At 69.7% G+C, this 20,564-nt stretch carries 18 protein-coding genes, 1 tRNA gene and 2 pseudogenes; 10 read left to right on the forward strand and 11 right to left on the reverse strand.

Annotated elements, in window-relative coordinates:
- The first annotated feature begins 25 nt into the window (after window positions 1–25).
- On the forward strand, window positions 26–1,843 hold the full coding sequence (glmS, locus tag H9Y04_RS31155) for a glutamine--fructose-6-phosphate transaminase (isomerizing) (RefSeq protein WP_187817444.1): 1,818 nt from the start codon (window positions 26–28) through the stop codon (window positions 1,841–1,843).
- A 105-nt stretch (window positions 1,844–1,948) separates the two neighbouring features.
- On the opposite strand, the gene H9Y04_RS31160 is transcribed toward glmS, so the two are convergent.
- Window positions 1,949–2,515 carry a GPR1/FUN34/YaaH family transporter gene (locus H9Y04_RS31160; protein WP_187817445.1) on the reverse strand — a complete coding sequence of 189 codons (567 nt, stop codon included), beginning with the start codon at window positions 2,513–2,515 and terminating at the stop codon, window positions 1,949–1,951.
- Between the two features lie 215 nt (window positions 2,516–2,730).
- Window positions 2,731–3,276: a universal stress protein gene (locus tag H9Y04_RS31165; protein WP_187817446.1), complete on the reverse strand. Its 546-nt coding sequence runs from the start codon at window positions 3,274–3,276 to the stop codon at window positions 2,731–2,733.
- Window positions 3,277–3,712: 436 nt separating this feature from the next.
- Here H9Y04_RS31165 and H9Y04_RS31170 point away from each other — a divergent pair, with 436 nt between their 5' ends.
- The 4 genes from H9Y04_RS31170 (at window position 3,713) to H9Y04_RS31185 (ending at window position 6,442) form a co-directional block, all read left to right on the forward strand.
- Window positions 3,713–4,003, forward strand: coding sequence for a hypothetical protein (locus H9Y04_RS31170; protein WP_187817561.1), 291 nt, complete (start codon window positions 3,713–3,715; stop codon window positions 4,001–4,003).
- Between the two features lie 413 nt (window positions 4,004–4,416).
- The gene (locus H9Y04_RS31175) at window positions 4,417–5,649 is read left to right on the forward strand and encodes a helix-turn-helix domain-containing protein (RefSeq protein WP_187817447.1); all 1,233 of its coding nucleotides are present in this window, start codon (window positions 4,417–4,419) and stop codon (window positions 5,647–5,649) included.
- Between the two features lie 5 nt (window positions 5,650–5,654).
- Window positions 5,655–6,263 carry an oligoribonuclease gene (gene orn, locus H9Y04_RS31180; RefSeq protein WP_187817448.1) on the forward strand — a complete coding sequence of 203 codons (609 nt, stop codon included), beginning with the start codon at window positions 5,655–5,657 and terminating at the stop codon, window positions 6,261–6,263.
- A gap of 106 nt (window positions 6,264–6,369) precedes the next feature.
- Window positions 6,370–6,442 (forward strand) — tRNA-His (locus H9Y04_RS31185).
- Window positions 6,443–6,509: 67 nt separating this feature from the next.
- Here H9Y04_RS31185 and H9Y04_RS46235 read toward each other — a convergent pair.
- The 3 genes and pseudogenes from H9Y04_RS46235 to H9Y04_RS31200 form a co-directional block, all read right to left on the reverse strand.
- A complete protein-coding gene (locus tag H9Y04_RS46235; protein ID WP_214661803.1) occupies window positions 6,510–6,896 on the reverse strand; it encodes a ubiquitin-like protein in 387 nt (128 codons plus the stop codon).
- Window positions 6,897–6,983: 87 nt separating this feature from the next.
- Window positions 6,984–7,415, reverse strand: a complete 432-nt coding sequence (locus H9Y04_RS31195) for a hypothetical protein (protein ID WP_187817449.1) — start codon at window positions 7,413–7,415, stop codon at window positions 6,984–6,986.
- 79 nt (window positions 7,416–7,494) lie between these two features.
- Window positions 7,495–7,770: pseudogene (locus tag H9Y04_RS31200) on the reverse strand (RNA polymerase subunit sigma-24); the annotation flags it as partial.
- A 201-nt stretch (window positions 7,771–7,971) separates the two neighbouring features.
- On the opposite strand from H9Y04_RS31200, the gene H9Y04_RS31205 reads away from it, so the two are divergent.
- Window positions 7,972–8,943 (forward strand): RNA-guided endonuclease InsQ/TnpB family protein, encoded by a 972-nt coding sequence (locus tag H9Y04_RS31205; RefSeq protein WP_187817450.1) that lies wholly within the window; start codon window positions 7,972–7,974, stop codon window positions 8,941–8,943.
- Between the two features lie 73 nt (window positions 8,944–9,016).
- Here the strand turns inward: H9Y04_RS31205 and H9Y04_RS31210 are convergent.
- From H9Y04_RS31210 to H9Y04_RS31220, 3 genes and pseudogenes are all read right to left on the reverse strand, one after another.
- Window positions 9,017–9,418 (reverse strand): annotated as a pseudogene (locus tag H9Y04_RS31210) (FAD-dependent oxidoreductase); the annotation flags it as partial.
- Between the two features lie 117 nt (window positions 9,419–9,535).
- Window positions 9,536–10,150 (reverse strand): hypothetical protein, encoded by a 615-nt coding sequence (locus tag H9Y04_RS31215; protein ID WP_187817452.1) that lies wholly within the window; start codon window positions 10,148–10,150, stop codon window positions 9,536–9,538.
- A 65-nt stretch (window positions 10,151–10,215) separates the two neighbouring features.
- A complete protein-coding gene (locus H9Y04_RS31220) occupies window positions 10,216–11,292 on the reverse strand; it encodes a LacI family DNA-binding transcriptional regulator (RefSeq protein ID WP_187817453.1) in 1,077 nt (358 codons plus the stop codon).
- 311 nt (window positions 11,293–11,603) lie between these two features.
- Between H9Y04_RS31220 and H9Y04_RS31225 the strand changes: the two genes are divergently transcribed.
- From H9Y04_RS31225 to H9Y04_RS31240, 4 genes are read left to right on the forward strand one after another with little or no spacing between them, the layout of a single operon-like run.
- Window positions 11,604–12,935 (forward strand): ABC transporter substrate-binding protein, encoded by a 1,332-nt coding sequence (locus tag H9Y04_RS31225; protein ID WP_187817454.1) that lies wholly within the window; start codon window positions 11,604–11,606, stop codon window positions 12,933–12,935.
- Complete coding sequence (locus H9Y04_RS31230; protein ID WP_187817455.1) at window positions 12,936–13,955, forward strand: carbohydrate ABC transporter permease; 1,020 nt, start codon at window positions 12,936–12,938, stop codon at window positions 13,953–13,955.
- Window positions 13,952–14,857 carry a carbohydrate ABC transporter permease gene (locus tag H9Y04_RS31235; RefSeq protein WP_187817456.1) on the forward strand — a complete coding sequence of 302 codons (906 nt, stop codon included), beginning with the start codon at window positions 13,952–13,954 and terminating at the stop codon, window positions 14,855–14,857. The genes H9Y04_RS31230 and H9Y04_RS31235 overlap by 4 nt, the downstream gene beginning before the upstream one ends.
- Window positions 14,858–14,899: 42 nt before the next feature.
- Window positions 14,900–16,408, forward strand: a complete 1,509-nt coding sequence (locus H9Y04_RS31240) for a GH1 family beta-glucosidase (RefSeq protein ID WP_187817457.1) — start codon at window positions 14,900–14,902, stop codon at window positions 16,406–16,408.
- Between the two features lie 206 nt (window positions 16,409–16,614).
- Here H9Y04_RS31240 and H9Y04_RS31245 read toward each other — a convergent pair whose 3' ends face one another.
- The 3 genes from H9Y04_RS31245 to H9Y04_RS31255 all read right to left on the reverse strand — a co-directional run bounded on the left by H9Y04_RS31245 (window position 16,615) and on the right by H9Y04_RS31255 (window position 20,396).
- Window positions 16,615–18,099, reverse strand: a complete 1,485-nt coding sequence (locus H9Y04_RS31245; RefSeq protein ID WP_187817458.1) for a cellulose binding domain-containing protein — start codon at window positions 18,097–18,099, stop codon at window positions 16,615–16,617.
- Window positions 18,100–18,300: 201 nt separating this feature from the next.
- Complete coding sequence (locus H9Y04_RS31250) at window positions 18,301–19,707, reverse strand: HAMP domain-containing sensor histidine kinase (RefSeq protein ID WP_187817459.1); 1,407 nt, start codon at window positions 19,705–19,707, stop codon at window positions 18,301–18,303.
- Window positions 19,704–20,396: a response regulator transcription factor gene (locus H9Y04_RS31255; RefSeq protein ID WP_187817460.1), complete on the reverse strand. Its 693-nt coding sequence runs from the start codon at window positions 20,394–20,396 to the stop codon at window positions 19,704–19,706. The genes H9Y04_RS31250 and H9Y04_RS31255 overlap by 4 nt, the downstream gene beginning before the upstream one ends.
- Window positions 20,397–20,564 lie beyond the last annotated feature (168 nt).

A 20,564-nucleotide genomic window follows, 5' to 3' on the forward strand; every position in this document is an offset into this window, starting at 1 on the left:
AGCCAGAAACCCTTAAGGACCAAATATGTGCGGAATCGTCGGTTATATCGGCAAACGAGACGTAGCTCCCCTCCTCCTCGAAGGCCTGCAGCGCCTCGAGTACCGCGGCTACGACTCGGCCGGCGTCGTCATCACCGGGCCCAAGGCCGCGGGCCTGAAGATGGTCAAGGCGAAGGGCCGCGTCCGCGACCTCGAAGCCAAGGTCCCCGCCCGCTTCAAGGGCACGACCGGTATCGCCCACACCCGCTGGGCCACCCACGGCGCACCCTCCGACGAGAACGCGCACCCGCACATGTCCGGGGACAACAAGGTCGCGGTCGTCCACAACGGCATCATCGACAACGCCGACGACCTGCGCGCCAAGCTGACCGCGGACGGCGTCGAGTTCCTCTCCGAGACCGACACCGAGGTGCTCGTCCACCTCGTCGCCCGCTCCCAGGCCGACACCCTGGAGGAGAAGGTCCGCGAGGCCCTGCGCCTCATCGAGGGCACGTACGGCATCGCCGTCCTGCACGCCGACTTCAGCGACCGCATCGTCGTCGCCCGCAACGGCTCCCCGGTCGTCCTCGGCATCGGCGAGAAGGAGATGTTCGTCGCCTCCGACGTGGCCGCGCTCGTCTCGCACACCCGCCAGGTCGTCACGCTCGACGACGGTGAGATGGCCACGATCAAGGCCGACGACTTCCGTACGTACACGACCTCCGGCACCCGGACGACCGCGAACCCGACCACCGTCGAGTGGGAGGCCGAGTCGTACGACATGGGCGGCCACGACACGTACATGCACAAGGAGATCAGCGAGCAGCCCGACGCGGTCGACCGCGTGCTGCGCGGCCGTATCGACGACCGCTTCTCCACCGTGCACCTGGGCGGCCTCAACCTGGACGCGCGCGAGGCCCGTACGATCCGCCGCATCAAGATCCTCGGCTGCGGTACGAGCTACCACGCGGGCCTCATCGGCGCGGGTCTGATCGAGGAGCTCGCCCGCATCCCCGCGGACGCCGAGCCGGCCTCCGAGTTCCGCTACCGCAACCCGGTCGTGGACCCCGACACCCTGTACATCGCGGTCTCGCAGTCCGGTGAGACCTACGACGTGCTCGCGGCCGTCCAGGAGCTCAAGCGCAAGGGCGCCCGTGTCCTCGGCGTCGTGAACGTGGTCGGCTCCGCGATCGCCCGTGAGACCGACGGCGGTGTGTACGTGCACGCCGGGCCCGAGGTCTGCGTGGTCTCCACCAAGTGCTTCACGAACACGGTCACCGCGTTCGCCCTGCTCGCCCTGCACCTGGGCCGTATCCGCGACCTGTCGGTCGCGGACGGCAAGCGGGTCATCGAGGGTCTGCGCCGCCTGCCCGGCCAGATCCAGGAGATCCTCAAGCAGGAGGACGAGATCAAGAAGCTCGCGAAGCGGTACGCGGACGCCAAGTCGATGATGTTCATCGGCCGTGTCCGTGGCTACCCGGTCGCGCTCGAGGCTTCGCTGAAGCTGAAGGAGATCTCGTACATCCACGCCGAGGCGTACCCGGCCTCGGAGCTGAAGCACGGTCCGCTCGCGCTGATCGAGCCCTCGCTGCCGACCGTCGCGATCATCCCGGACGACGATCTGCTCGAGAAGAACCGCGCCGCCCTGGAGGAGATCAAGGCCCGCAGCGGCCAGATCCTCGCGGTCGCGCACCAGGAGCAGGAGAAGGCCGACCACACCATCGTGGTCCCGAAGAACGAGCCCGAGCTGGACTCGATCCTGATGGGCATCCCGCTCCAGATCTTCGCGTACCACACGGCACTTGCCCTGGGCCGGGACATCGACAAGCCGCGCAACCTGGCGAAGTCGGTCACGGTCGAGTAAGTCTCTTCCGTACGAACGCGAACGACCCCCTGTGTGTGCCACCAGCGCACAGGGGGTCGTTCTCGTGGAGGCCGAAGTCGCCCATTACTCCGGCCCGTTGGCTGCTCAGCCGGTGGCCGTCACCCCCCGGCCGGCAGCGCGTCCGGTGAGTGCGGGCCACTTGGCGAGGGCCGCCGTGGCGCCGTACCAGGCGACCGCACCCGCGGCGACGCCTGCCCAGCCGCCGACCTTCGCGAGCGCTTCGGTCTCACCGAAGGACGCGATGGCCAGAAGGAGGAGGGAGAGGAAGGTCAGCCCGTACATGCCCTGCCCGAGCAGACCGCCGCCGGCTGCCCCGAGAGTCAGGCTGAGTGCGAGCAGAGCGAAGAGCAGCAGGAAGAGCCCTGCGGCATTGGTGGATACTTCGGCGTCCGCGGTGCCCCAGGTGAACCAGAAGGCGCCGAGACCGGCGAACGCGGTGCCCGTGAAGGCGTCGCGGTCGCGGAACGCGAGCAGGCCGGCGATGAACAGCGCGATGCCACCGACGTAGGTGGCGATGGACATCGCGTCCGCCGCCGTCACGCCGTCGATCACGTCCGTGTGCCCGAGGCCGAAGGCCAGCAGGGTCACACCGAGCGCGAGGTGGCCGAGGGTGGTAGTGGTGCTGCTTCCCGCGGAGACTTCGTTGTCCACGGCGGGCTCCCTTCGACGTGCAGTTGTGGTACTGCGTGGTGCTGGGCCGTGCAGTTGAGCCAGCAACCTTTATGTACCCTTCACAAGGGCACAAACCACCTCTACCGGGCAGTAGATTTATGCGGCGTCAAGGGGGAGTTGACGGTTCCCAGATCCCATCTCACCTGGGACAACGGGGAGTTACGGAATGGCAACGACGGGCGTCGCGGCGGGCGCTAAGGAATGACGACGACGGGGCGCTGCGCGCGCTTGGCGAGCCGTCCCGCCACCGAGCCGAAGATCCGGCCCACGAGGCCATGTGTGGAGCCGACGACGATGGCGTCCGCCTCGTACTCCCGGCCGACCTCTTCGAGTTCGTGGCAGATGTCCCCGCCGCGCTCGACGAGGATCCAGGAGACCTCCGACAGATAGTCGGCGCAGGCGAGTTCGAGTCCCAGCACCTCGGTGCGGTGATCGGGGACGTCCACGAAGACCGGGGGTTCGCAGCCCGCCCACACCGTGGTGGGCAGCCGGTTGGCGACATGCACGATGATCAGCGCCGAGGACGAACGACGGGCCATACCGATGGCGTACGCGAGGGCGCGCTCACTGGAGGTCGAGCCGTCGAAGCCGACGACGACACCGTGCCGGAACGCGGGATCACAGGACTTGCGGAGCTCTTCCGCGGCGACGGGCTCGCCTGCGAGGTCCGCGGGATCGGCGACCTGGCGCTCGATCTGGCGCTTACGGGGCGCGGGTTCGGGAAATTCGTGACCGGCCATCGGCGTCTCTGAAAATGAATCCTCGAAGGAGAGGGACGGCTTACGGAGGTGGGGAGGTGCAGGGTCGGCGGAAGGCGGTCACGGAGCAGTGTCCGGGAATCATCTTCCCAATCCGTATACCCCAAGGGTACGGCGACACTCCTCTCCTGCCCAGGTCCCGCAGGGGGTCCCACGGCGTTCCGTGAGCATGCATGAGCGTGTCCCGTATGGCAATGGTCCCTGTCTCCTACAGCTTTTCGCCCGGACTCGTACACACCTCCATGCGCGGCCCTGCAACCCCAGTGACCGGCTGCCCGGCCGCGCGTTGAACGGGCGACGCCGCAGCCCGAGGGAGCCCGCCGTGCCCGCAGTCGCCCCGCCGCCCGACCCCGCACGCGGCCGACGCCGCCGCACCCCGCCCGCACCACCCGCTCCTTCCACACCACCGACCCCATGGCTGACAGAGGCCCCACGGGTCACATCGGCACACTCGGTGGAGGACGTGGTGAGGTGGGCGGCGTTCAGCTGCCTCCTGGTGCCGGTGGTCCTCGTCGCCTACGGGACGTCGCTCGCGGGCGCGGCCGTCGCCGCGCTCGGTCTGGCCGTCGTGACCGGCGTCTGCCGGGCGCTGCTGCACCGCTCGGAGCGCGGGACCGCGCGGCTTTGCGCGGAGCGGCACGTCGTCGTCCGCGCCCGGCACGGGCGGCCCGGGGCGGGGGCTCGCAGGGGCGGGCGGCACGGCGGCTGATTCACGCCGGGCGCCGACTGGAAACCGCCGTACGCCCCCATCGCTTTTCGGCCAAAGTCCCGGGCGGGCCGATGGGTTGCGGTGTGGGCTTCCCAACCCCCGTACCACCAGCGGAAAAAGGCCTTTCGGGGCCCTGCGCACCCTATGTGGACCGGCCACGGGCGCAAGGCGCACTTCCCAGCAACGCCCGGGAGTGCAACGCTTCGTGATCGAATGCTTCACGCCAAGTTGCCTTGTCGACAATGCAGTAGCTGGTGAACTGGTCACGCCGGCACCACCGGACACAGTAGATTCGATCTTGACCGTCCAGGCGGGGGACTCGTTGCGAGGGGAAACGTGCAGGAGCGACGCTGCGGCAAAGCAGGACGCCGACATGCAAGGGGTGCCGCAACCACCGAGGGGGGCTTAGCGCCATGAGCCACGACTCCGCCGCACCGGAGACGAGCCGCAAGCTCTCCGGGCGTCGGCGCAGGGAAATCGTCGCCGTGCTGTTGTTCAGCGGCGGGCCCATCTTCGAGAGTTCCATTCCCCTGTCCGTTTTCGGCGTCGACCGCCAGGACGCGGGCGTGCCCCGCTACCGCCTGCTGGTCTGCGCGGGCGAGGACGGACCGCTGCGCACCACCGGCGGGCTCGAACTCACCGCTCCGTACGGCCTGGAGGCGATCGCCCGGGCCGGCACCGTGGTGGTTCCGGCCTGGCGCTCGATCACCGCGCCGCCGCCGCAGAACGCCCTGGACGCGCTGCGTCGCGCGCACGAAGAAGGCGCGCGGATCGTCGGCCTGTGCACCGGCGCCTTCGTGCTCGCCGCCGCCGGACTCCTCGACGGCCGGCCCGCGACCACCCACTGGATGTACGCGCCGACGCTGGCCAAGCGCTACCCATCGGTGCACGTCGATCCGCGCGAGCTCTTCGTGGACGACGGCGACGTCCTGACCTCGGCCGGCACCGCGGCCGGAATCGACCTGTGTCTGCACATCGTGCGCAGCGACCACGGAACCGAGGCGGCCGGGGCCCTGGCCCGCCGTCTGGTCGTGCCGCCGCGCCGCTCCGGCGGTCAGGAGCGCTACCTCGACAGGTCTTTACCGGAGGAGATCGGCGCGGACCCGCTCGCCGAGGTGGTCTCCTGGGCACTGGAGCACCTCCACGAACAGTTCGACGTCGAAACGCTCGCGGCCCGTGCGTACATGTCACGCCGCACCTTCGACCGCCGCTTCCGCTCCCTGACCGGCTCGGCACCGCTGCAATGGCTGATCACGCAGCGTGTCCTGCAGGCCCAGCGGCTCCTGGAGACCTCCGACTACTCGGTCGACGAGGTAGCGGGCCGCTGCGGCTTCCGCTCGCCGGTCGCGCTGCGCGGGCACTTCCGGCGCCAGCTGGGGTCCTCGCCCGCCGCGTACCGGGCGGCCTACCGGGCACGGCGGCCTGCGTCGCAGAGCGAGCGCGCGGTCGAGGTGGCGGACGGCCCGATCCCGGCGCAGTCCCGGCGGACGGCCGCGGCCGCCGCGCAGGGCCAGCCGTCGGCTTCGCTGCCGGCCGACCGGGGCACCGAGCCGGGCAAACCCGGCTCGGACGCCTATGCCCCGGGCGCTTCCGGCACATCGGGACGCTCGACGCTGCCCGGTCAGCGGGAGCGCCCCGTAGGGTGATGGGCATGAACGATCGCATGGTGTGGATCGACTGCGAGATGACCGGGCTCTCGCTGACGGACGACGCACTCATCGAGGTGGCCGCACTGGTCACCGACTCGGAACTGAACGTGCTCGGCGAAGGTGTGGACATCGTGATCCGCCCGCCGGACGCCGCGCTGGAGACGATGCCCGAGGTGGTGCGCCAGATGCACACCGCCTCGGGCCTCCTCGACGAGCTCGCGGGCGGCACGACGCTCGCGGACGCCGAGGAGCAGGTGCTCGCGTATGTACGTGAGCACGTCAAGGACGCCGGCAAGGCCCCGCTGTGCGGAAACTCGGTCGGCACCGACCGCGGCTTCCTGCTCCGCGACATGCCGACCCTGGAGGACTACCTCCACTACCGGATCGTCGACGTCTCCTCGATCAAGGAGCTGTCGCGGCGCTGGTACCCGCGGGCGTACTTCAACAGCCCGGAGAAGAACGGCAACCACCGGGCGCTCGCCGACATCCGCGAATCCATCGCGGAGCTGCGCTACTACCGCGAGGCGATCTTCGTCCCGCAGCCCGGACCGGACTCCGAGACGGCGCGCACCATCGCGGCGAAGTACGTCCTGCCTGCGGAGGAGTCCTGACGGCCCCCTGAAGGGCCCATGATCCGCCCGGGAAAAAGGTGGGAGCGAGCACCCTCTCGGACCCTGTACACTTTTTCTCGGCCGGTCGGAAAAACGACCGGACATGGTGGGTGTAGCTCAGTTGGTAGAGCACCTGGTTGTGGTCCAGGTGGCCGCGGGTTCAAGTCCCGTCACTCACCCTGAATGACCGAGGCCCGGTCTGCGGAGACGCAGACCGGGCCTCGGTCGTTTCCGTGTGCGGTGCGGTCACAGGCGGAGCACGAGGTGGAGGGTGCTCTCGGCCTGGATGTTGTAGTCGGCCAGGGTGCGGCCGTCCTCCAGTTGCTTGCCCGCGTAGATGAGGCGCTGCTGGTCCGGCGGGATGCCCTCGGCGTCCTGGATCTTCGCCTTCGCGGTGTCGATCGTGTCGGAGGGCAGCACGCAGAGCGTGATCGTCTTGCCCGTCAGGGTCTTCACGTAGAGCGGCATCAGCTCTTGCGGTGCGTCGTCGTCACGGCCGATGCCGATGCTCAGACGTACGGCGGGTTCGGCCGTGCACGGGTTGGGCTCGGCCGGGGCGGCGGACGCGGGGGCCGCCGACACGAGGCCGAGGACGACGAGGCTCGATGCTGCCAGGGCACAGCGGAGAAGCATGGGCTCCCTTTCGTGGACGTCCCTGCCACGGTGGTCCGGTCCCCCACATCCCCGCATCCGCAGCACCGCCGGACGGAGGCGGGCTCCTCAGCTGTCCGAGGTACGGGGCCTGGCGTCATGCCGCGAGGCGTCCGGGCCGAAGCGTACGAATCCCGCGATGTGTGGCGTGAAGGTGAGAGTGGCCGGGGCCGTCACCGCCGCGCGGATGCCGTCGGTCACGTCCGCGTCCGGTGTGCCGAAGACCTCGAAGCCCTCCACCGTGCAGTGCTCCATGACCTCGCGGATGTAGGGATCGGAGAGCTTCCAGTGCGTGCGGACCGCGTCCGAGTCCGCGTAGAGCTGGAAGCTGTGCGCCAGCATCCGTTCCTCGTCGATGAACGTCTGCACCATCAGCTGCGGTCCGTGCCGCTCCACGAAGTCCACGGCGCGGGCGATCGCGTCACGGAACTCCGCGAGGTGTCCGTCGGTGATCCGCATCGTGTTGCGGAAGAGAACCAGGGTGCTGTCCGAAGTGGTCATGGGACTACCCTGGTTCCTCAACTTTGCTCGAGGTCAAGCGGGATCGAGGGATCGTCGAAACGTCGGCCGCACCGCAGGCTCACGCGCCCAGGTCGTACGGAGTGCCGCTTGTCACGGCTTGCAGCTTCTCCGGGTTGGCGACGTTGTGGATGGCCGTGATGCGCCCCCGCGCGTCGAAGTCGAAGGTGACCGTGGCGATCACGCGGTCCGGGGACTTGAAGAGCAGGCCGGGGCCGCCGTTGATCTGCGCGAGGCGGGCGGTCATGTCGGACGGCTCGACGCCCTGGTACGCGACCGTGCCGATCCGCGCGAACCACGAGGCGACCGTGTCCGCGCCCACCACGGGCTTCAGCCTGATTCTTGCGAGGAACCCCAGGCGTTCACGCCCGGGAGGAATCGCATCCGGCGGCTGCGACGCGGAGTGTCCGGGTTTCGCGCCGACGGAGCCGGACCAAGCCCGTTGGCAGCCGTACACATGTTCTGGAGATCGCTGGCACGGGGGTGTCGCTCTGGAAGGCGACACGTTTGTGTGACAGTCCGTCTAGCGTTCGGTGTCATGAAGCTGGTGGTGCGGGTGAAACTCCTGCCGACGCCCGTACAGGCGAAGGCACTTGAGGCGACCCTGCACGCCTGCAACGAGGCCGCCACCTGGGCCGCACACGTCGCCTTCGACAAGAAGGCACGCCGTCCGCTGGAACTGCGCAAGCACACCTATACCGAGATCCGCGCGCGGTGGGGTCTGGGTGCGCAGGCCGCCCAGCACGCGATCAAGAAGACCTGCGACGCCTACACCACCCTGAACGCCAACCTCCGCGCTGGCCGCTACGGACGACCTGGCACCCGGCGCCACACCCGCGCCGCGGGAAAGCCGGTCACCTTCCGCCCCACAGCCGCCCAGCCCTACGACGACCGGATGCTGTCCTGGCAGCACCAGGCGCGCACGGTGTCGATCTGGACCACCACCGGCCGGATGAAGGGTGTGGCCTTCACCGGACAGGCCGAGCAGCTCGCCTTCCTGGCCGCACACCGCAAGGGTGAGTCCGACCTGGTGTGCCAGGACGGCACCTGGTACCTGATCGCCACCTGCGACATCGACGAAGCCGCCCTCAACACCCACCCGAACGGGTTCCTCGGCGTGGACCTGGGCATCGTGAACATCGCCGTCACCTGTGACGGCACCCGGCACGCAGGCCGCCGCATCAACCGGAAGCGGGAGAACGGAAAGCCCCAACGCGCCACGCTGCACTCCTGGCCGTTCGCCCAGCTCGGAGCCTTCATCGCCTACAAGGCGAAGAAGGCCGGGGTACCGGTCGTGTACGTCGATCCGGCCTACACCAGCCAGGAATGCTCCCAGTGCCACCACACCGCACGTTCGAACCGGCCCTCCCAGGCCGTGTTCGCGTGCCGGGTCTGCGGCTTCGTTGAGCACGCCGACCTCAACTCGTCCCACAACATCGCCCACCGCGGGTGGTACACGTGGGTCCGCGGGGCCCCGTCAACGGCCCCAGAACTCACCCTCACCGCGTAAGTTCCAGACGCAGCCGTAACCATCACAGCCAGTGATGACTCGAGCAGCAAGCCCGGGAATTCATTCCCGGGTCGTTGACGGTGTACGCGTGGTCCTCGGCACCCGGTACGGCGGCGGTGTCGGCCACTCCCCCGAGGCCGTACACGAGGGTGTCGTAGGCGAGTTCGCGGTCGTCGTCGACGCGTACGGTCCGCGCCCGGGCGTCGATCGCGGTGACCCAGCCGCGGGCGAAGCGGACGCCCGTGCCGTCGAGCAGCGTGCCGAGGTCGAGCTCGGCCGTCTTCCGGCCGGTGGCCGTCAGGTGCAGCCGCATCCGCTCGGTGAAGCGGGCCTCCGCGTTCACCAGCGTGATCTCCACACCGCCGCGCCGCCGTACCCGGCCTGCGAGCTGGACCGCGGCCGAGAGGCCCGCGTATCCCGCGCCCAGGACGACCACGCGGTGGGTGCCGATGCCGGTCTGCTGCTGTGCGTTCATGGCCTGTCTCCCTCTGGCTCCGCCTTGCTGACGACCACCAGATGGGAGCGGGCGGCCGGAACGTGACATGGCGGGGAAGTGACGCGCGCCACACGTGCCGAAGGGGCCTGGACCGCCTTACGCGTCTCGCCAGGACGGACCCCAGTCCGCGTCGTGCCACACCCGCCCCGTGAGCGCGGTGAGCAGGCGGCCCGCGGTGGCGTGGGCCATGTCGGGTGGTGTGCCCGCCGCCGTCAGGGCCTCGGCGATCCGCGGCAACGCCCCCTCCGGTACGTACGGTTCGTCGAGGAGGGGCAGCAGGAGGAGCAGCCGCAGGTGCGGCTCGCGGACACCGGCGCCGGGCGCGGGGCTGTCGGCGATGCGGACCATGTCCGGCCACGGCAGGCCGGCACCCTCGCGCTCGCCCTCCCACTTGGCGAGGAGCTCCGCGTGCGTCCGGTCCGGGTGGACGCGCAGATAGTCGACGCCCTCGTCCTCCTCGAGGTTGCGGAAGACCACGAGCACGCCCGAGCCGTCCGCGGAGCGCACCCGGAACACCGGCCAGCTCTCGGGCGACCAGAGGGTCTCGTACAGCTCGTCCGCATCGGCGCCGTCCTCACCGAACCACTCCGGGGCAGGGCGCTCCGGTGCCTGGGCGCCTGCCAGCAGGAGGTAGTTCGACCAGAAGCCCGGTCGTGTGAGGAGTGGCTCCCCGGCGGCCAGCGGCCCGCCCCCGTATCCCTTGATCCGCATAACCGCAGCCTGCCACCAGGCACTGACACCTCGGGCAGGGCCCCGTCCCAGGACGAGGACCCGTCTCAGGACGAGGAGCGGATCACCAACTGTGTCGGCAGGACCACCTGTTCGCGGCTGAGCAGCCGGGACGTCTGGGGGCGGTGGGCGTCGATCGCGGCGATCTCCGCGAGGAGCAGGCGGGTCATCTCGCGGCCCATCTGTTCGATGGGCTGGCGGACGCTGGTCAGCGGCGGGTCCATGTGGCGGGCGATCGCCGAGTCGTCGAAGCCGACGAGGGACACGTCGTCGGGGATACGGCGGCCCTGTTCGCGCAGGATCTGGCGGGCGCCCGAGGCCATCACGTCGGAGGCGGCGAAGACCGCGTCGAGGTCGGGGCGGCGGCGGAGCAGCTCGGCCATGGCGCGCCGGCCGCCCTCCTCGCTGAAGTCCCCCGGTTCGACGAGGGCTTCGTCCTCCTCGATGCCGGCCGCCGAGAGCGCCGCACGGTAGCCGTCGAGGCGGCGCTGGGCACCGTAGACATCGAGGATTCCCGTGATGGTGGCGATACGGGTGCGGCCGCGCTCCACGAGGTGGGCGATGGCCGCCCTGGCGCCTTCGAAGTTGTCCGTGTCGACGGAGGCCAGCGGCTCGGTGGCCGAACGGCGGCCGCTGACCACGGCGGGGATGTGCAGGTCGTCGATGAGGTCGGGCAGCGGATCGTTGGCGTGGACCGAGACCAGGAGCACGCCGTCGACGCGCTGGGCCGCCAAGTACTGCGCCAGGCGCCGCCGTTCGCGGTCCTTGCTCGCGAACGTGAGCAGGAGCTGAACCTCGGTGTCGGCGAGGGCCACACCGACCCCGTGGATGATGTCGGAGAAGTAGGGCTCGGCGAAGAAGCGGCCCTCCGGCTCCGGGACCACCAGGGCGATCGCGTCCGTACGGTTGGCGGCCAGTGCACGCGCCGCTGTGTTCGGAACATAACCGAGCTCGGCCACGGCCGCCTCGACGGCCGCGCGCGTCGTCTCGCTGACGCGGGGCGAGCCGTTGATGACCCGCGAGACCGTGCCTCGGCCGACGCCCGCACGCGCCGCGACCTCCTCGAGCGTGGGCCTGCCCCCGCTCCTGGCCCGTCCGCCTTCCCGAGGTTGACGGATCGTCATGCATGCCTCCCCATCGGCGTAGGAACCAGCGGAGCGCTCGGCGATCCCTGCATGGATCACCGAGTCTGCCCGAGATTTCGACCACCCGGGCCGAAACTTACAGCCCGATAACCGATTCGGCTCCGTCTGTCGCACCTCTTGCCTCTCCCTGGCCGAGCCGGGACTCTTCAACTCATCACACCTGGGAGCGCTCCCGCCGTACCTGACTCATACACAACCCGTACGTTCCCGCCCGAGCCGCACAGTGAAATCCCCCCACAGCACGAGAGAGTTGGCCGGGAGTCGGCACGTCAGGGCACAAGGAGGACGCAATGCGCATGAGGCACCGAACGTCCCGTCAGGCCGTGGTCCTCGCGGCCGTCGCCGCGCTGGGCGCGGGACTGCTGGCAGGCTGCGCCGATGACTCGGAAGAGCCAGGCGGCTCGGGCACGAAGGGCGGCAAGGACACCAAGGGCAAGACCACGATCACCGTGGGCGTGTTCGGTGCCTTCGGCCTCAAGGAGGCAGGTCTCTACGACCAGTACATGAAGGAGAACCCGGACGTCGTCATCAAGCAGACGTCCGTCGAACGGAACGAGAACTACTACCCGGCGCTGCTCACCCACCTCGCCTCGGGCAGCGGCCTCGCCGACATCCAGGCCATCGAGGTCAACAACATCGCGGAGATCACCGCGACCCAGGCCGACAAGCTGATGGACCTCGGCAAGGCCGAGGGCGTGGACAAGAACAACTTCCTCGACTGGAAGTGGCAGCAGGGCACCGCCGAGGGCGGCAAGACGGTCGCGCTCGGCACGGACGTCGGCCCGCAGGGGATCTGCTACCGCAAGGACCTGTTCCAGAAGGCCGGGCTGCCCACGGACCGCGAGAAGGTCGGCGCGCTGTGGGCGGGCGACTGGCAGAAGTACCTCGCCGTCGGCAAGCAGTTCAAGGCCAAGGTGAAGGACGCCGCCTTCGTCGACGGTGCGCAGAACGTGATGGCCGCGGTGCACGGCAGCAGCGAGAAGCGCTTCTACGACGAGAACGGCGAGATCATCTACAAGACCAACCCGGTCATCAAGGAAGGCTGGGACCTGGCCGCCGAGTTCGCCGAGGCGGGTCTGTCGGCGAAGCTGCAGAGCTTCACGCCCTCCTGGGACCAGGGCTTCGCCAACGGTGACTTCGCGACGATCTCCTGCCCGGCCTGGATGCTCGGCTACATCCAGGACAAGGGCGGCGACAAGGCCAAGGGCAAGTGGGACGTGGCGCCCGCGCCGAAGCCCAGCAACTGGGGCGGCTCCTTCCTCGTCGTACCCGAAGCGGGCAAGAACAAGGAGGCGGCGGCCAAGCTCGCCGCCTGGCTGACGGCCCCCGAGCAGCAGGCGAAGCTCTTCACCGAGCGGGCCAGTTTCCCGAGCGCCAAGGCCGCGTACGAACTGCCCGCGGTCAAGGACGCGAAGCACACGTACTTCGACAACGCGCCCATCGGTGAGATCTTCGCGAAGGCCGCCCTTGACGCCCCGGTGCAGATCCTCGGCCCGAAGGACCTGATCATCGCGCAGAACCTCGCGGATGTGGGCATGCTCCAGGTCGACCAGAAGGGCACCGCCCCCGATGCGGCCTGGGAGAAGGCAGTGAAGTCGATCGACAACGCGCTGGATCAGTAGATGGTGAAGCAGTACGAGACCACCGCGGCCCCCCGAGGGGAGGGGGCCGCGGCCCCGCGCGCCGTACAGGAGCCGAGCGCCAAGGAGCTCAAGTCCCGTGCGTGGCGCAGCCGGCGCTACCGCTGGGACATGAAGTTCAGCCCGTACGCGCTGCTCAGTCCGTTCTTCCTCTTCTTCCTCGCCTTCGGGCTCTTCCCGCTGCTCTACACCGGCTGGGCCTCGATGCACCGGGTCTCGCTGACCGCTCCGAACGACATGGAGTGGGTGGGCTTCAGGAACTTCACCCGGCTCCTGGAGGACGAGTTCTTCTGGAACGCCCTGAAGAACACCGTCACCATCGGCCTGATCTCCACGGTGCCGCAGCTGCTCATGGCCCTGGGCATCGCCCATCTGCTCAACTACCGGCTGCGCGGCTCCTGGTTCTTCCGGGTCGCGGCGCTCACCCCGTACGCCACCTCGGTGGCCGCGGCGACGCTGGTGTTCGTGCTGCTCTACGGGCGCGACTACGGAATGATCAACTGGGGCCTCGGTCAGATCGGGATCGACAACATCGACTGGAAGAACGGGGACTGGACCTCCCAGCTCGCGGTCTCCTCGATCGTCATCTGGCGCTGGACGGGCTACAACGCGCTGATCTATCTGGCCGCGATGCAGTCCATCCCCAACGACCTGTACGAGTCCGCGGCGATCGACGGGGCCTCGCGCTGGCAGCAGTTCTTCCATGTGACCCTGCCCTCGCTCAGGCCCACGATCCTGTTCACCTGTGTGGTCTCCACGATCGGTGCGACCCAGCTCTTCGGTGAGCCGCTGCTCTTCAACGACGGGGCCTCGCCGACGGGCGGCTCCGACCACCAGTTCCAGACGCTGGGTCTTTATCTGTACGAACAGGGCTGGGTGAATCTGCATCTGGGCCGGGCCTCGGCCATCGCCTGGACGATGTTCCTGATCCTGCTGGTCGTGGCCGCCGTCAACTGGGCGATCGCCCGCCGGCTGCGCAGGAGCGAAGGGAGGGCCCGATGAGCGCCACCGTCACCGACAAGGTGCCGCCGGCCGGTCGGCGGAGCCGTCCCGCGAAGCCGCCGCGCAAGAGCAAGGCAGGCAAGACGCTGTACGGCGGCAAGTGGACGTATCTCGTCCTGATCGCCGTCACCGTGTTCTCGCTGTTCCCGCTGGTGTGGACGGCGATCGCCGCGTCGCGCAACAACACGCGGCTGGCCCAGACGCCACCGCCCTTCTGGTTCGGCGGGAATCTCTTCAAGAACCTGGAGATCGCCTGGACCGACGCCAATATGGGCGCGGCCCTGTTCAACACCACGATCGTGGCGAGCATTTCGGCCGCCGGGACGGTGCTGATCTCCACGCTCGCCGGGTTCGCCTTCGCCAAGCTGCGGTTCCGCTGGAAGAACTTCCTGCTCTTCTTCGTGATCGCCACGATGATGGTGCCGCCGCAGCTGAGCGTCGTCCCGATGTACATGCTGATCGCCGAGCTGTCCTGGACCGACCAGCTGCAGGCGGTGATCTTCCCGTTCTTCGTGGCTGCCTTCGGGGTGTTCTTCATGCGCCAGTACCTGGTGCAGGCGCTGCCGAACGAGCTGGTCGAGGCGGCCCGCGTGGACGGCGCGAGCAGTGTCCGCGTGCTGTGGCACGTGGTGTTCCCCGCGGCGCGGCCCGCCATGGCGGTGCTGGGGATGCTCACCTTCGTGCAGGCCTGGAACGACTTCTTCTGGCCGATCATCGCGCTCACCCAGAACGGGAATCCGACGGTCCAGGTCGCGCTGACCGGTCTTGGGCGCGGGTACATCCCGGACCAGTCGGTGATCATGGCGGGCGCCCTGCTGGGCACTCTGCCGCTGCTCATCGCGTTCGTCGTGTTCGGCAAGCAGATCGTCGGCGGAATCATGCAGGGAGCGATCAAGGGCTGACCTCACTCCTGCATTCCCCAACTCCCCTTTCCCGTACCAAGAATGGGAGCGCTCCCTGTGTCAACAGTCGAAACATCCGAGGCCGGGGCCTCGGCCGTCACCGCCGACCAGCCGTCCCCTGCCGGGCGTGCCACCTTTCCGCCCGGCTTTCTGTGGGGCGCCGCCACCGCCGCGTACCAGATCGAGGGCGCCGCCCAGGAAGACGGGCGAACACCATCTATCTGGGACACCTTCAGCCGTACGCCGGGCAAGGTGCTCGGCGGCGACACCGGGGATGTGGCCTGCGACCACTACCACCGCTTCCGCGACGACGTGCGTCTGATGGCCGAACTCGGCCTCGGCGCCTATCGGTTCTCGATCTCCTGGCCCCGCGTGCAGCCCACCGGGCGCGGTCCCGCCGACCGGCGCGGGCTCGACTTCTACCGCGCCCTGGTCGACGAGCTCCTTGAGCAGGGCATCACCCCGATGGCCACGCTCTACCACTGGGACCTGCCGCAGGAACTCGAGACCCCTGCCTCCGGCGGCTCCGCCGCGGGCGGTGGCTGGACCGCGCGGGACACCGCCGAGCGGTTCGCGGAGTACGCCGGGATCATGGCGGACGCGCTCGGTGACCGGGTCGAGCTGTGGTCCACGCTCAACGAGCCGTGGTGCAGCGCCTTTCTCGGCTACGCCTCCGGGGTGCACGCCCCGGGCCGCACCGACCACGTGGCAGCCCTGCGCGCGGCTCACCACCTCAACCTCGGGCACGGTCTCGCCGCCCAGGCCCTGCGCGCCGCGCTGCCGACTCAGGCGGGCATCGGGATCGCCCTCAACCCGAGCGCGGTGCGCCCGCTGACCGAATCCCCCGCGGACCGCGACGCGCAGCGCCGGATCGACGCACTCGCCAACCGGATCTTCACCGGCCCCCTGCTCAAGGGCGCCTACCCGGAGGATCTCCTGGCCGACACCGCGGATATCACCGACTGGTCCTTCGTACGCTCCGAAGACCTCGCCGCCATCTTGCACCCCCTGGACTTCCTCGGCATCAACTACTACACACCCGCGGTCGTCTCGGCCGCGAGCGATCCCGACGCTCCCCGCAAGGACGGCCACAACACCGGCTCCCACTCCCCCTGGCCGGGCGCCGACGGTGTGGCCTTCCATCGCGCTCCGGGCGAACTCACCGCGATGGAATGGCCGGTGGACCCGACCGGTCTCACGGACCTTCTCCTTGAATACACCGCTCAGGCGCCCGGGGTTCCGCTCTTCGTGACGGAGAACGGCGCGGCCTTCGACGACGAGGTGGACGAGGACGGCCGGGTCCACGATCCGGACCGCGTGCGCTATCTGCACGGCCATCTGACGGCGGTGCACGAGGCGATGCGCCGGGGCGCCGACGTCCGCGGGTACTTCCTGTGGTCGCTGCTCGACAACTTCGAGTGGGCCTACGGCTACAGCAAGCGCTTCGGCGCGGTGTACGTCGACTACGGGACGCAAGCGCGCATCCCCAAGTCCAGCGCGCACTGGTACGCACGGGCGGCCCGCGACGGGGCGCTGCCGCCGGTGGACTGACCGCCGCCCGCACCCTCGGCACCCAAGATGCGCGCCCCGGCCGGATGGGGGGAGGCCGGCCGGGACGCGCTGGGTGGGGGGTGGTCAGGAGGGCGGAACAACAGTCCGGGGACCGCTGCTTGGCACGGGGACTGCTGCTTGTACGCCTACTTGGCCCGCGGACTGCTGCTTGTACGCCTACTTGGCCCGCGGACTGCTGCTTGCGCCTACTTGTACGCCGCGAACGCCTTCGTGAACGCCAGCGGCTCCTGGCTGATCGAGCTGCACGTGGGCGAGACCGACGTGGAGCCGCCCTCGCAGGCCTTGTCACGGGTCGAGGACCACATCGACAGCCAGCCCATCCCCTTGGCCTCGGCGAACTTCACCAGCTGCGCGGCGTCGTCGACCTTGAAGATCTCCGTGGTGACGTCGTTGACGCCGATCATCGGCGTCACGGCGACGGCCTGCCACGCCGCGCTGTCGCTCAGCCCGAGCACACCCTTGATCTGCGCCTGCGTGGCGGTCGCGGCCTGCTCGGCGTACGTACCCATGTCACCGCTGTACGAGGGTCCGTAGTCCATGGCCATGATGTTGACGTTGTCGATCGTGACGCCGTTCTTCTTCGCGTCCATGAGCAGGTCCACGCCCGGCTGCGTCAGGCCCTCCGGCATCACCGGGAGCGTGAACGAGACGTCCAGGCCCGGGTGTTGCTTCTGCAGCTGCGCGATCGCCTGGGCGCGGCGGGTGTTGGCGGCCGTGTCGGGCAGGGCGGCGCCCTCGATGTCGAAGTCGACCTTGGTGAGCTTGTAAGCGTCCACGACCTTGCCGTACGCGGCGGCGAGGTCGTCCGCGGAGCCGCAGTTGAGGGCGAGTTCGCTGCCGGCCGCGCCGCCGAAGGAGACGCGTACGTCACCGCCCTTGGCGCGCAGGGCGCCTATCTGCGAGGCGACCTTGTCGTCGCCGAGCCCGGTGGAGCCGCCCCACAGCGGGGTGCAGCCGCCGTTGCCCGCGGTGACGAAGGCGAGGTTGAACTCCTTCACACCGGTCTTGTCCGCGGTGCCCACGAGGTCGTACGCGGGGGCGAGCGAGGTGTCGACGAAGGGGGCGAAGCGGGTGGTGGAGCCGGCGGGCGCGGTGGGTTCGGCGGGGTCGGTCGTGGCCGTCCCGCTCGGCTGGGAGGTCGGCCCGGAGCTCGGCGTGGAGGTCGGCTGCGAGGTCGGCTCGTCCGTGGGCGCGGCGGTCGAGGTGGGGGCCTCGGTGCCCGGCGCGGGTTCCGCCGCGGTGGAACAGTCCGCGCCGTCGATGGTGCAGCTGCTGGGGTCGGCGCCCTTGCCACTGGCGACGAAGCCGACGGTCACGGTCTTGCCGGGCGCGAGGTCGGTGTCCCAGGCGGCAGGGCGCACGGTGACATGGCCGCCCTCGACCGTGTGGTCACCGTTCCACAGCGAGCTGAGCTCCGTGCCTGCGGGGAGGTCGAACTCGAGCGTCCAGTCGCCGAGCGGCTTGTCCGAGTCGTTGGTGATCACGTACTGGGCGGTGTAGCCGCCGGACCACGAGCTGGTCTTGGTGTACGCGGCGCCGGCGCCCGCGGCCTGTGCCGTGCCCGTGAACACCATCACGGTGGTGCCGACGGCCGCCGCGGCCACGACCGCGCCGATCGCCTTCGCCTTGCCGCCGAGGGTCCGCCGGTGCGCATTGCGCGAGCTGCTCATGGGGCTGCCTGCCTTCGCTGTACGTGGGGGTGGGGTGCGGCAGCACGCTAGCGATCTCTGATCCGGCAAATCGGGCGAGGTGGACGGGGGTTGAGGTTCTTAGGGTGGCGTTAAGGGAGGGATGGGGAGTGATTAATGGTGCGGGTGTGAAAGCGGGCGCGGTGAGCCCGGAGATGCAGGTGAGGCGTACAGCGGCCGGGCTCAGACCCCCGAAGGACTGGCCGGCTGCTGCCCCTTCTTCCTGCGCCGCACCGCGGCCCCCCGGTGCCTGCGCCGCCCCTCGCTGGTGCGGCGGCCGTCCAGCTGGATCCAGATCCGGACCTCCGTGCCGCCGAGCACCGAGGACCCGATCCGCAGATCGCCGCCGGTGGCCTCGGCCATCTGCCGCACGATGTCCAGGCCGAGCCCGGTCGACCCGTCCGCGCCCGAGCCGCCGCCGCGGCGCAGCGCCGCCTCGGGGTCGGTGATGCCGGGGCCCGCGTCCGAGACAAGGACGATCACGGCGTCCTCGCCGCTGTGCACGTCGACCGCGAAGGCCGTGCCCTCGGGCGTGTGCCGGAAGACATTGCCGAGCAGGGCGTCCAGGGCGGCGACCAGGTCGGGTCGCGCGACCGGGATGCGGACGGGGCGGTCCACGCCCGCGACCCGCACCTTGCGGGCCTCATCCTCGGCAAGGGCGGACCAGAACGCCATCCGCTCCCTGATCACCTCGGCCGCGTCGCATCCGGCGCCGCCGCCGTGCGCCGCGGTCTGCGGCTTGGCCTCGCGGGCCGTACGGATGATCGTGTCGACCTCGCGCTCCAGCTGCTCGACCGCGGCCCGGGTCTGCTCGGCGGCGGCGCCGTCGCCGAGCGAGGCGGCGTTCAGGCGCAGGACGGTCAGAGGTGTACGGAGGCGATGGGACAGATCGGCCGCCAACTCACGTTCGTTGGCGAGGAGTTGCACCACCTGGTCGGCCATCGAGTTGAAGGCCACGGCCGCCGACTTGAGCTCGGTGGGCCCCTCCTCGGGCACCCGTACGCCCAGCTTCCCCTCGCCCAGGTCGTGTGCGGCGCCCGCGAGGCGCTTGGCCGGCTGGATGAGCCGTACGCCGAGCCGGTCGGCCACCGCGACGGAGCCGATGACCAGCGCGACGCCCACGCCCGCGAGCACCACCCAGGCCGTCGTTACCCCGTTGGTGACATCGCCCTCGGGCACGAAGATCTCGACGACCGCGTTGCCGCCGGCGCTCAGGGCGGTGGGCTGCAGGAGTACGGAGCCGCCGGGGGCCTCCGCGATGAACGCGCGGCTCTTGCGGCGGGCCGTCTCGACATCCGCGTCACTGGCGCGCTGGCGGCCGATCTCGCTCGCGCCCTGCCCGTCGGCGCCCGGCAGATGGACGGCCATCCGTCCCTCGCCGCCCGCGTCGGTGATCGCGATGGCCCGCTCGAGCTCGGTGCGGTCGGTGGTGATGGAGAGCGTGGGCGCGATGTTGGCCGCCTGGCGCTCGGCGTTGGAGATGGCGCGGTCGCTGGCCATCTCCTTGATGACCAGGGCCAGCGGGACCGCGAAGGCGACCACGACCATCGTGGTGACCGCCAGGCACACCTTGACGAGGGCCCACCTCACCGCGGGGGCTCCAGCTTCACACCGACACCGCGCAGCGTGTGCAGATAGCGGGGCTTTGCTGCGGTTTCGCCCAGTTTCCGGCGTAGCCAGGACAGATGGACGTCGATGGTCTGGTCGTCCCCGTACGACTGCTGCCAGACCTCCGACAGGAGTTCCTTGCGCGGTACGACCAGACCGGGCCGCCCGGCGAGAAAGGCGAGGAGATCGAACTCGCGCCGGGTGAGGTCGAGTGCCGTCCCGTCGAGGGAGGCCTGGCGCCGCAGCGGGTCGATCGCGAGCCCGCCGACGCGCAGGACGCTGGACGTGGGCGACTCGCCACCTCCGCCGGCTCCCGCACGGCGCAGCACGGCGGCCATCCGGGCCGACAGGTGCTCCACCGAGAAGGGCTTGGTCAGATAGTCGTCGGCGCCGTCGTTGAGCAGCCGTACGATCTCGGTCTCGTCATCGCGCGCAGTGGCGATGATCACGGGGACGTCCGTGATCCCGCGCAGCATCTTCAGCGCCTCGGCCCCGTCCAGATCCGGCAGACCGAGATCCAGGATGACGACGTCGAAGCGGAAATGAGCGACCTCGCGCAGCGCCTCGAGGGCCGTGCCGACGCTGCGCACGGTGTGCGAGGCGTCGGTCAGATGCCGGATGAGGGCCGAGCGTACGAACTGGTCGTCCTCGACCACGAGCACACTTGCCATGGCCCGCACCGTACGCCATACGGGGGACGCCGGTCATGGCACCCGCGATCCGGGGACGGCCGGGACACACGTGGGGCCGATGGGGCAGTATGGCCCGCGATGCACAGAGGCTTGGTACATGCAGCGGCGTGGACATGCGCCACCGGGGCAGCGGTGACGCTGTCCTGG

The organism is Streptomyces polyasparticus (genome assembly GCF_014493765.1).
Lineage (GTDB): Bacteria > Actinomycetota > Actinomycetes > Streptomycetales > Streptomycetaceae > Streptomyces > Streptomyces polyasparticus.

What these genes read in the sequence shown, in the direction of transcription:
- glmS (WP_187817444.1), top strand. Translation starts at nt 26, where the DNA reads ATGTGCGGAATCGTCGGTTATATCGGCAAACGAGACGTAGCTCCCCTC.
- H9Y04_RS31165 (WP_187817446.1), bottom strand. Translation starts at nt 3,276, where the DNA reads ATGGCCGGTCACGAATTTCCCGAACCCGCGCCCCGTAAGCGCCAGATC.
- H9Y04_RS31175 (WP_187817447.1), top strand. Translation starts at nt 4,417, where the DNA reads ATGAGCCACGACTCCGCCGCACCGGAGACGAGCCGCAAGCTCTCCGGG.
- orn (WP_187817448.1), top strand. Translation starts at nt 5,655, where the DNA reads ATGAACGATCGCATGGTGTGGATCGACTGCGAGATGACCGGGCTCTCG.
- H9Y04_RS46235 (WP_214661803.1), bottom strand. Translation starts at nt 6,896, where the DNA reads ATGCTTCTCCGCTGTGCCCTGGCAGCATCGAGCCTCGTCGTCCTCGGC.
- H9Y04_RS31195 (WP_187817449.1), bottom strand. Translation starts at nt 7,415, where the DNA reads ATGACCACTTCGGACAGCACCCTGGTTCTCTTCCGCAACACGATGCGG.
- H9Y04_RS31205 (WP_187817450.1), top strand. Translation starts at nt 7,972, where the DNA reads ATGAAGCTGGTGGTGCGGGTGAAACTCCTGCCGACGCCCGTACAGGCG.
- H9Y04_RS31215 (WP_187817452.1), bottom strand. Translation starts at nt 10,150, where the DNA reads ATGCGGATCAAGGGATACGGGGGCGGGCCGCTGGCCGCCGGGGAGCCA.
- H9Y04_RS31220 (WP_187817453.1), bottom strand. Translation starts at nt 11,292, where the DNA reads ATGACGATCCGTCAACCTCGGGAAGGCGGACGGGCCAGGAGCGGGGGC.
- H9Y04_RS31225 (WP_187817454.1), top strand. Translation starts at nt 11,604, where the DNA reads ATGCGCATGAGGCACCGAACGTCCCGTCAGGCCGTGGTCCTCGCGGCC.
- H9Y04_RS31230 (WP_187817455.1), top strand. Translation starts at nt 12,936, where the DNA reads ATGGTGAAGCAGTACGAGACCACCGCGGCCCCCCGAGGGGAGGGGGCC.
- H9Y04_RS31235 (WP_187817456.1), top strand. Translation starts at nt 13,952, where the DNA reads ATGAGCGCCACCGTCACCGACAAGGTGCCGCCGGCCGGTCGGCGGAGC.
- H9Y04_RS31240 (WP_187817457.1), top strand. Translation starts at nt 14,900, where the DNA reads ATGGGAGCGCTCCCTGTGTCAACAGTCGAAACATCCGAGGCCGGGGCC.
- H9Y04_RS31245 (WP_187817458.1), bottom strand. Translation starts at nt 18,099, where the DNA reads ATGAGCAGCTCGCGCAATGCGCACCGGCGGACCCTCGGCGGCAAGGCG.
- H9Y04_RS31255 (WP_187817460.1), bottom strand. Translation starts at nt 20,396, where the DNA reads ATGGCAAGTGTGCTCGTGGTCGAGGACGACCAGTTCGTACGCTCGGCC.